This is a genomic window from Achromobacter sp. NFACC18-2 (assembly GCF_900108985.1).
Lineage (GTDB): Bacteria > Pseudomonadota > Gammaproteobacteria > Burkholderiales > Burkholderiaceae_B > Achromobacter.
On record NZ_FNYM01000019.1, the window covers coordinates 39346 to 53258 of the forward strand.

12 protein-coding genes are annotated in these 13913 nt (G+C 63.6%); all 12 read right to left on the minus strand.

The features are described from left to right. Positions 1-437: 437 nt before the first annotated feature. Entirely contained in the window at positions 438-2513 is a 2076-nt protein-coding gene (gene dnaG, locus BMW75_RS24395) for a DNA primase (protein ID WP_092582230.1), read from the minus strand. A gap of 19 nt (positions 2514-2532) precedes the next feature. Next, positions 2533-2745 (minus strand): 30S ribosomal protein S21, encoded by a 213-nt coding sequence (gene rpsU / locus BMW75_RS24400; protein ID WP_006218592.1) that lies wholly within the window; start codon positions 2743-2745, stop codon positions 2533-2535. A gap of 353 nt (positions 2746-3098) precedes the next feature. Beyond that, the gene (locus BMW75_RS24405) at positions 3099-3641 is read right to left on the minus strand and encodes a phosphoribosyltransferase (RefSeq protein WP_076519917.1); all 543 of its coding nucleotides are present in this window, start codon (positions 3639-3641) and stop codon (positions 3099-3101) included. An 81-nt stretch (positions 3642-3722) separates the two neighbouring features. After that, the gene (locus BMW75_RS24410; RefSeq protein WP_056315722.1) at positions 3723-5018 is read right to left on the minus strand and encodes an adenylosuccinate synthase; all 1296 of its coding nucleotides are present in this window, start codon (positions 5016-5018) and stop codon (positions 3723-3725) included. Positions 5019-5094: 76 nt separating this feature from the next. Beyond that, entirely contained in the window at positions 5095-6252 is a 1158-nt protein-coding gene (locus BMW75_RS24415) for an ATP phosphoribosyltransferase regulatory subunit (protein ID WP_092582232.1), read from the minus strand. A gap of 277 nt (positions 6253-6529) precedes the next feature. After that, on the minus strand, positions 6530-7432 hold the full coding sequence (hflC, locus tag BMW75_RS24420) for a protease modulator HflC (protein ID WP_076519915.1): 903 nt from the start codon (positions 7430-7432) through the stop codon (positions 6530-6532). 18 nt (positions 7433-7450) lie between these two features. Beyond that, the gene (gene hflK, locus BMW75_RS24425) at positions 7451-8749 is read right to left on the minus strand and encodes an FtsH protease activity modulator HflK (RefSeq protein ID WP_092582233.1); all 1299 of its coding nucleotides are present in this window, start codon (positions 8747-8749) and stop codon (positions 7451-7453) included. Then, positions 8715-9821 carry a GTPase HflX gene (hflX, locus tag BMW75_RS24430; RefSeq protein ID WP_092582234.1) on the minus strand — a complete coding sequence of 369 codons (1107 nt, stop codon included), beginning with the start codon at positions 9819-9821 and terminating at the stop codon, positions 8715-8717. Before hflX ends, hflK begins: the two co-directional genes overlap by 35 nt. Before the next feature lie 84 nt (positions 9822-9905). Further along, the gene (gene hfq, locus BMW75_RS24435; protein WP_006218585.1) at positions 9906-10142 is read right to left on the minus strand and encodes an RNA chaperone Hfq; all 237 of its coding nucleotides are present in this window, start codon (positions 10140-10142) and stop codon (positions 9906-9908) included. 157 nt (positions 10143-10299) lie between these two features. Further along, positions 10300-11373 (minus strand): histidinol-phosphate transaminase, encoded by a 1074-nt coding sequence (gene hisC, locus BMW75_RS24440; RefSeq protein ID WP_092582235.1) that lies wholly within the window; start codon positions 11371-11373, stop codon positions 10300-10302. Between the two features lie 3 nt (positions 11374-11376). Beyond that, on the minus strand, positions 11377-12729 hold the full coding sequence (gene der, locus BMW75_RS24445) for a ribosome biogenesis GTPase Der (RefSeq protein WP_076519911.1): 1353 nt from the start codon (positions 12727-12729) through the stop codon (positions 11377-11379). Positions 12730-12755: 26 nt separating this feature from the next. Continuing rightward, positions 12756-13913, minus strand: coding sequence for an outer membrane protein assembly factor BamB (bamB, locus tag BMW75_RS24450; protein WP_092582236.1), 1158 nt, complete (start codon positions 13911-13913; stop codon positions 12756-12758).

Genomic DNA, 13913 nt, shown 5'->3' on the forward strand with positions numbered 1-13913 from the left:
ATTGCCCCAAGCGGCTACGTATACACAGCACCCGAACCACTAACGCCACGCGGAACTACCGCCGCTGAACTGCTCGATTCACCGCTCAGCTATATTAATTAACTATGTAACAAAATTGACGCACGCGTCCCGTTTTTTTTAAGCCATTAAGAAAAAGAAGGCGTTCCTCTTTTTTCTGGTCGGCGCTAGCGCCAGGGGCTCAACTACCGGGAACTACCGGGGTGCCCGAGCATCAATCGAACATCCGCTCGCATCGATGGGCACGCCAATTGCCACAATAAATTGCCACAATAATTATTAGATTACGGCATCCAAAATAGATTCCGGATACCACCCTACATTTTTCAAGTTCCTGCTACTGCTGGTCATCCAGAGGCCCCTGCTCTTGCCTGCCGGGCCTCTCGCAACGTGGCGGACAACCTTTGATTTTAGCGCATTTAGCGCATGCCGGCACCTTTCAAGACGGTCATGCGGCGGGACAGCTCAAGATAGCGCTTGCGGGCCTCATCAGTGGCCAGGCCCGCCGCTGCCAGCTTGGCCATTTCGGCCTTGGCCGAATCAAACTCGATGCGCCGCAGCGCGTCATCCCATTCCGTCTGCGGGTCCGGCAGATCCTCTTGCGACAGGATGTCCGCCCTCAGACCTTTCAGCACGGTGGCAAGGTCCGAATCCGGCTCGGCCGCCTCCAGCAAGGCGCCGACGTGGCGTGCCCCGCTGGATTGCGCCAGCATGATCAGGTCCCTTACAAGACCCAGATGGGGGCCGTGGTCGATGACTTCAAGCTGCTGGTCTCCCATGGAATCGACCAACTCGGGATGGGCCAGCAGCAGACTGAGGAGGCGCTTGGCCAGCGACGGCATCGTGCGGCGGCCTTCGAAGCCGCCGACGTCGTTGTCACGGCGCCCCTTCCAGTTGCCCTTGCCGCCCTTCCAATCGCCCTTGCCTTTCCAATCGCCCTTCGACTTCCAGTCGCTTTTGGCCTTCCAGTCCTGCTTTTCGCCCTGCTGCCAGCCGCCGCCGCCGGGGATGGACTCGTCGCCGTGCGAGGCATACTGGCCATAATCCGTGAATTCGGATTCGTCTGCCGGAATGTCGTGGAATTCGTGGCCGCCGAAGTCATATCCCATGTCGGGCGCGCCGCCATCGGAGCCCGGCGAGCCGGCTGCAGCCGCTTCGCCCGCGCCCTGCGCCGGCCGGCCGGCGGGCGCAAAGGGTTTGGCGGGCTGCTGCGCCAGGACCTGGGCCATCTCCTCGGGCGTGAGCTGCACCAGCTTGGCCATTTCGCGTTCAATCTGCACGCGCAGCGCACATTCGGGGATGGCGGCCAGCAGGGGCTTGGCTTCGTGCAGGCAACTGGCACGACCTTCGGCCTCGGTCATGTTGTGACGCGACGCCAGCTCTTCCAGCAGGAAGCGCGACAGCGCCACGGCCTCGGCCAGGCAAGCCCGGAAAGCCTCGGCGCCGAGTTCGCGCACGTAGGAATCCGGATCGTGCTCGGCAGGAAGGAACAGGAACCGGATCGCAATATCGTCCCTGAGCACCGGCAGGCACGCCTGCAAGGCTCGCCACGCAGCCCGCCGCCCGGCCTTGTCGCCGTCAAAGCTGAAAATCACCTTGTCACTGGCGCGCAAGAGCTTCTTGACATGGTCCGGCGTGGTCGCGGTGCCAAGCGTGGCGACTGCATTGGCGATGCCCTGCTGGGCCAGCCCGACCACGTCCATGTAGCCTTCGACCACGATGACCTGGCCTTCCTGGCGGATGGCCTGGCGCGCTTCCCACAATCCGTAGAGCTCCTGCCCTTTCGAAAACAGCGGGGTCTCGGGCGAGTTCAGGTACTTGGGCTCACCCTTGCCGATGATCCGGCCGCCGAATCCGATGAGGCTTCCCCGCGCATTGCGAATCGGGAACATGACGCGCTCGCGGAAGCGGTCGTAACGGCGCCCGTCTTCGGACTCGATGACAAGCCCGGACTCCACCAATGTGGGGTCTTCGTAATTGGGAAATACCTGAGACAAGCCATGCCTGTCCGTGCCGGACCACCCCAGGCCGAAATGCGCCGCGATTTCGCCGGTGAGGCCACGTTGCTTCAAGTAGCGCACGGCAGCGGGCGACGCGCGCAACTGCTTGAGGTAATGCGCCTGCGCGGCGTCCAGCACTTGTGTATGCCGGGATTCCTCGGCCTTGCGGCGCGCGGATTCCTGCTGCTGACGGGGACTGCGGTTTTCTTCGGGGACCGTCATTCCCGCCGATGCCGCGAGCGTACGCACGGCATCGGGGAAACTGGCGCCCGTATGTTCCATCAGGAAGGTGATGGCGCTGCCATGAGCTCCGCAGCCGAAGCAGTGATAGAACTGCTTGGTGGGACTGACAGTGAACGAGGGACTTTTTTCGTTATGAAAGGGGCACAGGCCAAGCAAGTTGGCCCCACCCTTTCGCAACTGCACATATCGCCCGACTATGTCGACGACGTCGACTCGGGCGAGCAAATCCTGGATGAATGATTCTGGAATCAATAGATTCGGGAATCAGAAATCAATACAGGCGCGGGGGCAGTTGTTGGCTACGGATGCGCTTGTAGTGGCGCTTCACGGCGGCGGCATGCTTGCGCTTGCGCTCGGCGGTGGGCTTCTCGTAGAACTCGCGCGAACGCAGCTCGGTGAGCAAACCGGTCTTTTCGATGGTGCGCTTGAAGCGGCGCAGAGCGGCTTCAAACGGTTCGTTTTCCTTCAGTCGAACGATAGGCATAAAGTAATTGGCCTGCTTGTAGGGTAACAAAAGTTGATGACAAACCTGGCTTGCTTTTCCAGCAACGCTGCGCGGACCCAGGTACGCGAAGACGGCCTTTGGCGACGGGACCTGACAACCAGGCCAGCCAACCACCAAAAGGCTAGTACCGCGATAACTAGGAACCTTGAAAGCGCAACCCAGGCATGCGATCACCCGGGTTTAAGCTGGCTGTTTCCGTTACCCAAAGACTACCCAGAGAGTAACAAGCCAAGTTCGGTTTAGCGATAACCAGCGATTCTAGCATGGTCATAGGCGGTTTGACTACTGAAAGGGCTTCCCAGCGCGCCGGGACCGCCCTTCGACTAAACCAGCTAGCCCTGGGAGCCCTTGCGGATCCAGGCTTCCAATTGATGGGGACGCAAGCTGTCGTAGTCTTCGAACGGCTGGTGGATCCAGGGATTGGTGGGCAGCTTTTCGACGTAGTAGTCGGGCGTGGCCAGGGAATGGCCTTTCCACCACAGCACGGCGCTGCGCAGTTCGGTGATGTCGGCAAACTGGCTCTTCAGGTGGTCGTAGACCTTGCTGAACGTCTTGCCGGTATCGACCATGTCGTCCACCAGCAACACTCGCCCGGACAACGTGCCTCGGGTGATGGTGATGAACTGGGCGATATCCATGTCGCCCTGCTTGGTGCCTGCCGCCTCGCGATAGCTGCTGGTGGCGAGGATGCCGAGCGGCACGTCAAAAATGCGGGACATGACGTCGCCAACGCGCATGCCGCCGCGCGCCAGGCAAAGAATCTTGTCAAACTTCCAGCCCGACTGGTGCACCTGCAAAGTAAGGCGCTCGATCAAGCGGTTGTAATCGTCCCACGTTACCCACAGATGGCTATCGTCACTGGTCGGCGTGCTCATAGGCAAGCATCTCCTGCACAAAAATACGAAAAGGCCGCCGCCGGTATGACCGGCGGCGGCCTCGGGAATAATAACCCGATGTCAGCCCTTCAGGGGATGACGCAAAACAATGGTCTCGTTGCGGTCCGGGCCGGTGGACACCAGGTCGATCGGAACACCGCAGACTTCCGCCACACGTTCCAGGTAGCGGCGGGCCGCGGCGGGAAGCTTGGCGTACTCGGTGATGCCGACCGTCGACTCGCTCCAGCCGGGCAGTTCTTCCAGGACGGGCTGCGCCTGGGCCACGGCGTGCGCGCCATAGGGCAGCACGTCGCGGAACTCGCCGTTGACGCGGTAGCCGACGCCGAGCTGGATGGTTTCCAGACCGTCCAGCACGTCCAGCTTGGTGATGCACAGGCCGGAAATGCCGTTCAGGCGCACCGAGCGCTTCAGGGCGGCGCCGTCGAACCAGCCGCAGCGACGCGGACGGCCGGTGACCGAACCGAATTCCTTGCCGATCGTGGCCAGGCGCGTGCCGATCTCGTCGACCAGTTCGGTGGGGAACGGACCAGAACCGACGCGCGTGGTGTACGCCTTGGTGATGCCCAGGACGTAATCCAGTTGCTGGGGACCCACGCCCGCGCCGGCCGAGGCCGCGCCCGCCACGCAGTTGCTGCTGGTGACGAAGGGGTAAGTGCCGTGGTCGACATCCAGCAGCGCACCTTGGGCGCCTTCGAACAGCAGGCGCTTGCCTTCCTGTTGCATGGCATACAGGTTGCTGGAGACGTCCTTGACCATCGGGGCGATGGCCGGGGCGAGCGCCATGGCCTGATCGCGCACTTCGTTGGCCGACACGGCTTCGGCGCCCAGGTACTGGGTCAGCACGAAGTTGTGGTAATCCAGCACTTCGGCGAGCTTTTCGTCGAACAGCGCGGGATTGAAGAGGTCTTGCACGCGCAGCGCGCGGCGGGCGACCTTGTCTTCGTAGGCCGGACCGATGCCGCGACCGGTCGTGCCGATCTTGCCCTCGCCCTTGCGGGCTTCGCGTGCCTTGTCGATGGCGACGTGGTACGGGAGGATCAGCGGGCAGATCTCGGAGATTTGCAGGCGCGAGCGCACGTCCAGGCCGGCCGCCTCAAGCTCTTCGATTTCCTTGAGCAGGGCTTCGGGGGACAGCACGACGCCATTGCCGATGAAGCAGGTGACACCGGGATGCATGATGCCCGACGGAATCAGGCGAAGAATCGTCTTCTTGCCGTTGATCCACAGCGTATGGCCGGCGTTGTGACCGCCCTGGAAGCGGACCACGCCCTGGACGGATTCCGCCAGCCAGTCGACGATCTTGCCTTTGCCCTCGTCACCCCACTGGGTGCCGATTACGACTACGTTCTTGCTCATGTTACGAATCAATATCGAGTTTCTCGGGAAATCCGGAAATCTCCCCGCGGCCCCCTCGTTTCCGAGAGGGAGTTAGTCACAGCGTTCTGACCGTCCAGACGCCATCCTGCAGCGCCAGCTCGCGATCGCAAACGAATTCGTCCTGATCCTGCTCGTGACCGGGCAATACCTGAACGACGATTTCCCCTGACCGGCGCAGGCGGCGAACCGCCTCGGTCAGGGCGGGGGCCTGCCCCCAGGGCGCGCGAACCGCTCGCGCCCTTTCCGCCGGCGGCAGACCCGCCGCCAGCTTGCGTAAATCCAGACTGAAGCCCGTCGCCGGACGCGCCCGGCCGAATGCACGGCTGACGTCGTCATAGCGGCCGCCGCTGACCAGCGCGTCGTGCCAACCTTCGGCGTACAGGGCGAACTTCACGCCCGAGTGGTAGGCGTAGCCGCCGACATCGGCCAGGTCCACGCTGAACGACACGTTCGGCATGGCATCCACCAGCGACTGCAGCGCGTCGAGCGCCTCGGCCACGCCGGGCAACGACGGCAGTTCCCGGCGAGCGGTCTTCAGCACGTCCGGACCGCCGTACAGGGTGGGCAGCAATTGCAGCGCCTTGAGCGTTTCCGGTCGGATGCCGGGCGCCCGCGATGCGAGCTCGCCCAAACCGGGCACGTCCTTGTCGCGCATCAGCCGGATGGCGTCCTGCGCCAGCTCGGCAGCCGCCGGGTCGGACTTCAGGAGGGCGCGCAACACGCCCGGATGGCACAGATCCAGGCGCGGATTGCGCACGCCGGCGATTGCAACGGTTTCCAGCACGAGCTGGATGATTTCGAGGTCGGCTTCGAATCCGGCGTGGCCGTAGATTTCGGCGCCGATCTGCAGCAATTCACGGCTGGACAAGAGGTCCGAAGGCCGCGCATGCAACACGTTGCCGCAGTAGCACAGGCGGGTGACGCCCGCGCGGTTCAGCAAGTGCGCGTCGATGCGCGTGACCTGGGGAGTCATGTCCGCGCGCACGCCCAGCGTGCGGCCCGAGAGCTGGTCCACCAGCTTGCAGGTGCGCAGATCCAGATCGCTGCCGGTGCCCGACAGCAATGAATCGATGTACTCGACCAGGGGCGGCGCGACCAGCTCGAACCCGTAAGTACGGTAAAGATCGAGAAGTTCGCGGCGCAATTCCTCGATGCGCCGGGCCTCGGCCGGAAGTACGTCGGCAAGGCTCTCGGGCAGCAACCAGTTACCCATGAATGTTTACCTGAATAACGCCAAGTGATGCGTGGGCGTCGCCCAAACGAAAAAGCGGCTGAGGGGGCGTAAGCCCGCTCAGCCGCTGCGGAATGTTTTCTAGCTTACGCGGTATTGTACATGGTTCGGCCGACAGCGCCAGCCGGGTGGCGCACGCATGGCCGCAACCCGTCCCCAATACGGACGCACGATACGGCGCGCGCCAGATGCAGAAAAGCCCCTTGGAGAACCAGGGGGCTTTTCGTGCCTGCGGCGCGCTGGCGCTACCGCTTGCGCATCACTTGGCCGGCACAGTGACAGGCGCCAGCGCGGCGCCAGCCGGATCCTTCATGAACTGGAAGAAGCTGGAGCTGGGGTCGACCACCAGCACGTCGCCCGGCCTGGAGAACGAGGCGCGATAGGCTTCCAGGCTCTTGTAGTACGTGTAGAAGTCCGGGTTCTTGCCGTAAGCCTGGGAGTAGATCGCTGCCGCAGCGGCATCGCCCTCACCCATGATGCCCTGTGCCTTGGCGTACGCCTGGGCGACGATGACTTCGCGCTGGCGGTCGGCTTCGGCGCGGATCTTCTCGCCTTCGGCGGCGCCGATGGAACGCAGCTCGTTGGCGACGCGCGTGCGTTCGGCCTCCATGCGGCGGTACACCGATTCCGAGATCTCCGGCGCGAACTCGATCCGGCGCAGACGCACGTCGACGATCTGCACGCCAAGGGGCTCGGCGCGCTTGGCGACGTTGGTCAGGATTTCCGCCATGATCTTGTCGCGCTCGGTGGAGACGACATCCCGCACCGTGCGCACGTTGACCGACGCGTTCAGCGCGTCGCGGATCTGGGCTTGCAGGCGCTCTTGCGCCGCACGCTCATTGCCGCCGAACGTCACGTAGAACAGGCGGGGATCCGCGATGCGCCACTTGACGTAGGAATCGATCAGGAGGTTTTTCTTTTCCGACGTCTGGATACGCTCGGCTTCGTTGGTTTCGATGGTCAGAATGCGCTTGTCGAGCGTGACGACATTCTGGAACGGCGGCGGAAGTTTGAAATACAGGCCAGGTTCGCTGATGACCTTGCGGACCTCGCCGAGCGAGAACACCAGTGCGTAGTCGCGCTCGCGCACGACGAACACGCTGGAGGAAAGCAGGGCCAGCACGATGAGCAGGCCGACCAGGATGGGCATAAGACGATTCATGTTCGGGACTCCTCCGGATTAGCGCGACATACGGTCGCGGGGCAGCGTGTTGCTCGTGCTGCTGCCGGAAGGCTGCGGCGCCGGCGTGGCAGTGCCACGCGGAGGCTGGACAGGCGGAGAGACCAGAGCGGGCGAACCGGGATTGCCGACATTGGACTTGCCCCCGTCCTGAGCGGCCAGGTGCATGATCTTGTCCAGGGGCAGGTACAACATGTTGTTGTTGCTCTTGGTGTCGACCATGACCTTGCTGGCGCGCGTGAAGATGTCCTGCATGCTTTCCAGGTACATGCGCTGACGCATGACCAGGGGCGACTTCTCGTACTCGCCCAGGATGCTGGTGAAGCGCGACGTATTACCCTGCGCGTCGCCGACGACCTTGGCCTTGTAGCCTTCGGCCTGTTCGACCATGCGCGAGGCCTGACCGCTTGCAAGCGGCACGACCTGGTTGGCGTAGGCTTGGCCTTCGTTGATCTGGCGCTCGCGATCCTGGCCCGCCTTGACGGCGTCGTCGAACGCGGCCTGGACCTGCTCGGGCGGCTGCACGTTCTGGATGGCGACGGTGCTGACCTGCACGCCGGTCTGGTAGCGATCCAGGATCTGCTGCATCAGCGCCTGCACCTGCGAGGCGACGGTCGTACGGCCTTCGTACAGCACGAAGTCCATGGACTGCTTGCCTACGACTTCGCGCATCGCGGTTTCGGAGGCCTGGCGGACGGATTCGTCCGGGTCGCGCGTCATGAAGAGGTAGTCAGGCGCGCCATCGGCGCGCAGACGGTACTGGACCACGAACTGCATGTCGACGATGTTCTCGTCCGTGGTGAGCATCAGCGCTTCAGGGAGGACCTTGTTGCGCGCACCGCCGCGGAAACCGACTTCGAACGTGCGCAGTTGCGACACGTTGACCATTTCATGGTTTTGGATCGGATACGGCAGGCGCCACTGGAAACCGGCTTGCGACGTGCTCTTGTATTTGCCGAACTGGGTCACGACCGCGACCTGGCCTTCTTGCACGATGTAGAAGCCGCTGGCCAGCCAGATGCCCACCGCGACCAGGGCGATGACGCCCAGGCCGATGCGCGTGCCACGCGGGGAAGGCGGCGTCATGCCGCCACGATTGCCGGGCCGGTTGTTGCCGCCCCCGCCCTTGCGGCCGAACAGGTTGCCGATGCGATTATTGAAATCGCGCCAGACCTCGTCCAGGTCGGGTGGGCCGTCTCCGTCGCGCTGAGGCCGCTTGGGCGGCGGCTCGGAGCCATTGTTGTTTCCGCGACCCCAGCCGGGGTCATTCAGATTGAAGAGTTTGATAATTCGCGGCATTGTTTCCCACAATCTGTCCGGTCTCCGCAATTGCCCCGCGCAACGCGTCCAAACCGGCGCGCTCGGTGGCGCTTACAAATACTCGCGCAATCGTACCATGTGCATCGCGCTCGACCCGCGGTTCCAGTCCCGCCCGATCTATCTTGTTGTATACCAGAATGGTCGGAATCGCGGCAGCGCCGATTTCGGCGAGCACCTTGTTCACCTCGAAGATCTGCTCATCCCGTTGCGGACTGGCCGCATCCACCACATGCAGGAGCAGATCGGCGTGCACGGTTTCTTCAAGCGTGGCCCGGAAGGCGGCGATCAGGTCGTGGGGCAGGTCGCGGATGAAGCCGACCGTATCGGATATCACCACCGAACCCGCCCCTTCGACCCAAATGCGCCGCGTGGTCGTGTCCAGCGTGGCGAACAACTGGTCAGCGGCGTAGGCGTCTGCCCGGGTCAGGGCATTGAACAAGGTCGACTTGCCGGCGTTGGTATAGCCGACCAGCGACACCGACAGCGCCCCGCCCCGCGCGCGGGCGCGGCGTTGCGTGACGCGCTGGCGCTCGACCTTGTCCAGCCGCTCACGCAGCGTCTTGACCTTGGCGCCGATCATGCGGCGGTCCATTTCGAGCTGGGATTCGCCGGGGCCGCGCATGCCGATGCCGCCGCGCTGGCGCTCCAAGTGGCTCCACATGCGCGTCAGGCGCGTGGCCAGATGCTGGAGCTGCGCCAGTTCGACCTGCAGTTTCCCTTCGTGGCTCTTTGCGCGCAGCGCGAAGATGTCCAGGATGAGCGCAACGCGATCGACGACGCGCAGGTTGAAGACGCGCTCGAGGTTGCGTTGCTGGGCCGGCGACAGGGGCTGGTCGAAAAGGACGATATCCGCAAGCAAGGCCTGCGCCATCGCAACCCCCTCGTCGGCTTTGCCCGAGCCGATGAAGAACTTGGCGTCGGGACGGTCCCGACGGGCGGTCAGGGTGCCGACGATTTCGGCGCCCGCGCCCTTGGCCAGCATGGCGAATTCCTCGGCATGGGCCGTGAAGTCTGGGTCACCCAGATCCACGCTGATGATCAGAGCGCGCATACATGCACCATATTGGAGCCAAAGCGAAAATGCCCGCCGACGAGAACCGTCCGGCGGGCAATAAAAGGTAAAGCTGGAGCGAGATTACTCAGCAGGGACTTCCACTTGAAAATTGACGGCACGCGCGGGAACGACGGTGGAGATGGCGTGCTTGTAGACCATTTGGGTGACGGTATTGCGCAGCAACACGACGTACTGGTCGAAAGATTCGATTTGCCCTTGAAGCTTGATGCCGTTCACGAGATAGATCGACACGGGCACATGATCCTTGCGCAGCGTGTTGAGGAACGGATCTTGCAGAGTTTGCCCTTTATTGCTCATTGGCCAGGCTCCATTTGTTTGTTATTGAGTGGTGGCGTGCTTTTTGTACTGGTGGTGCACGCCGAAACACGTACTCTACAGGGTTTTCCCGGCCCGTGCTACTTGGCCGGGAAGCAAAAATGAGTCCAGATTTTTCCAGCCCAAACGCCCCTGAAAATCACGCCTGCAGTACCTGCGCAAGCGCTTCCAGCAGCAGGTCGCACTGCGTGTCGGTACCCACCGTGATGCGCAGGAACTGATCGATGCGCGCATGACGGAAATGTCGAACGATGATGCTGCGCTCGCGCAAGGCCGCGGCCAGCATCGCGGCGTCTTTCGAAGGGTGCCGCGCGAACACGAAGTTCGCGGCGGACGGCAGCACTTCGAAGCCCAGCGATTCCAGCCCCGTCGTCATGCGTGAGCGGGTTTCGATCACGGCGCAGCGGGTTTTCTCAAAGTACTCCGTATCTTCCAGGGCCGCTACTGCGCCGACGGATGCCAGCCGGTCGATGGGGTAGGAGTTGAAACTGTTCTTTACTCGCTCGAGTCCGTCGATCAGCGCGGCGCTGCCGACGGCGAACCCCACCCGCAGGCCCGCGAGCGAGCGGGACTTCGAGAGCGTCTGCACAACGAGCAGGTTGTCGTAGCGCGAGACAAGCGGGATGACCGATTCCGCGCCGAAATCCACATAGGCCTCGTCGACGACGACCACCGTGTCGGGGTTGCCGGCAACGATGCGTTCGACCTCGGCGGCGGCAAGCGCTCGGCCGGTGGGCGCGTTGGGATTCGGGAAGATGATGGCGCCCGCCTGTCCATGGCGCGCGGGCAGGTAGTCTTCCACATCGATGCGGAAGTCCGCGGTGAGCGGCATCGTTTCGAAATCGATGGCGTACAGACCGCAATACACCGGATAGAAGCTGTAGGTGATGTCCGGGAACCGCACAGGCCGATCATGCTTGAGCAGGGCCAGGAAAGCGTGCGCCAGGACTTCGTCGGAACCATTGCCCACGAACACCTGCCCGGGCTGCACGCCGACGGTCGAGGCGATGGCCTGGCGCAGGCGATCGGAGGAAGGATCCGGATAAAGCTTGAGCGTGTCGTCGCAGGCCTCGCGGATCGCATCGAGCACCTTGGGCGACGGCCCGTAAGGATGCTCGTTGGTGTTCAGCTTGACCAGGTTCTGAAGCTTGGGCTGCTCGCCCGGGACATAGGGACTGAGCGTCCCGACTACGGGACTCCAGAAACGGCTCATGGATCAGCTTTCCTGCGCGTAGGGGTTGTGCGAAGACTTGAATTCGATGCGCAGCGGCGTGCCGGCCAGGTCGAACGCATTGCGGAATCGCGTTTCGAGATAGCGGCGGTACGAGTCGGGAATCGCGTCCAGCGCATTGCCGTGGATGACCACCAGCGGCGGGTTCTGGCCGCCCTGGTGCGCGTAGCGCATCTTGGGGCGGAAGATGCCCTTGCGGGGAGGCTGCTGCTGCTCGACCGCAAGCTGCAGCTCGCGCGTGAGCTTGGGCGTGGACAGCTTGGCGAACGCAGCGGCATGCGCGGCATTGATGGACTTGAGCAAAGGCTTGATGCCCTGCCCGCGCAGCGCGGAAATCGTGTGCACGCGCGCGAATGACAGGAAGCGCAGCTTGCGATTGAACTCGCGCTCGATGCGTTCCTTTTCTTCGCTGTCCAGGCCGTCCCACTTGTTGACGGCCACGACCACGGCGCGGCCAGTTTCCAGCACGAACCCGGCGATATGCGCGTCCTGCTCGGAGATTTCGGTCTGCGCGTCCAGCATGAGCAGCACGACGTTGCTGGCTTCGATGGCCTGCAAGGTCTTGATGACGGAGAACTTTTCGACCGCCTCGAACACCTTGCCGCGCTTGCGCAGGCCGGCCGTGTCGATCAGCGTGTAGCGCCGGCCGTCGCGGTCGAAATCGATTTCGATGGCGTCGCGCGTGGTGCCGGGCATGTCGAAGGCGATGACGCGCTCTTCGCCCAGGAAGGTGTTGATCAGCGTGGACTTGCCCACGTTCGGGCGACCGACGATTGCCAGCTTGATGCGGTGATCGTGCTCGCCTTCTTCGGCAGGCTCGGCCTCAGCGGGCGGTTCGGCCAGGTCCTTGAGCGCCAGTTCGATAAGGTCGACGATACCGTCGCCGTGCGCCGCCGAAATGGGATAGGGCTGGCCCAGGCCGAGCTCGTGGAACTCGGCGATGGCGGGCCCCAGGCCCATGCCTTCGGCCTTGTTCACGGCCAGCAGGACGCGTTGCTGGCCCGACTTGCGCAGGAGCTTGGCGATTTCGTGGTCGTGCGCATTGAGGCCGGCTCGCGCGTCCACCAGGAACACGACGACGTCCGCCTCGGCGATGGCCTGGCGCGTCTGGCGGGCCATTTCCAGCAGGATGCCATCCTTCGCGACGGGCTCGAAGCCACCCGTATCGATGGCGATGAACGGAATATCGCCCACCCTGCCCTCGCCGTAATGGCGATCGCGGGTCAGGCCGGAATAATCGGCCACCAGCGCGGCGCGCGATCGCGTCAGGCGATTGAAAAGGGTCGATTTCCCCACATTGGGGCGGCCGACCAGGGCAACGACAGGCTTGAAAGACACGGTGTAAGGGTTTTGCTTTATGGGTTTCAGTTGGTGCCGATCATGACGAGATTGCCATTGCCCGTCTGGACCAGCACGCCTTGGGGGGTCGTTTGCGGCGGCGAAACGATGGCGCCTCCGCCCACGGACAGGCGCGCCATCAGGCTGCCGTCGCTGCGCGACAGGAAGTGCATGTATCCGTCCAGGTCGCCCACGGCCAGCGCTCCCCCCAGCATAGCCGGTGCGGTGAGCTGGCGGTTCTTCAGGGCGGCCTGTTTCCAGAGATTGCCCCCATTATCCAGCGCAAATGCGTTCACCACACTGTTCTGGTCGGCGGAATAGGCAAATCGGTCGTCCAGCGTGAGGCCGCTGACGCTGGAGAAGTCCTTTGCCCAGAGCGGACGGCCGCCGGCGGTGACGTCGAAGCAGACAATGCGTCCCTGATAGGCGACCGCGCACAGCAGGTTGCCGGCGATGCGCGGGACGCCGACCACGTCGGTCAGCCGTTCCAGGTCGCTGGCGCCGCGGGGCGTGGCCACGGTGCCTTCCCATTGGACGTTGCCGCTGTTGGAAGCGATGGCCATGAGCTTGCCGCCGGGCAGGCCGGTGATGACCAGGCCTTCGGCCAGCACCATCTGCGACACGCTGCGCAAGGCGAGCGAGGGACCGGGGCGCTGCACGCTCCAGACGCGTTCGCCGCTGTTGGCGTCGAATGCCTGGATGCGATAGTCGCCGCTACGCACGACGACGATGCCATAGCCGACGACCGGCGGAATGCTGACGTCGCTGGTGGCGCGGACCTTCCACTTGACCTTGCCCGTGTCGTCGAAAGCGATGACGTCGCCATTGGGCGAGGCCACGGCGGTGGTGGTGCCGTCGCTGCCGGCGCCAGCGGACAACTTGCCGTCGACGTCAGCCTTCCAGATGACGCGGCCGCTCTGCAGATCGAACTTGCCCACGGAGCCGTCAGGCGTGGCGGCGTAGATGGCGTCCCCGAGCACGGTGGGCGCGAAACCCAGGCCCGAGCCGCTGCCGATCGACGTGGACCAGACCTGGCGCACGGACATGCCGGCCTTGTATTCGGTCAGGGGAGCGGGGTCGTAGCGGCCGTCATCATGAGAAAACATGCCGCAACCGCCCAGGGCCAGCAGGCTGGCCAGCAAAACGGCGCCGCGCCACGTGCGGCCAGGTGCAAATTTACGCAT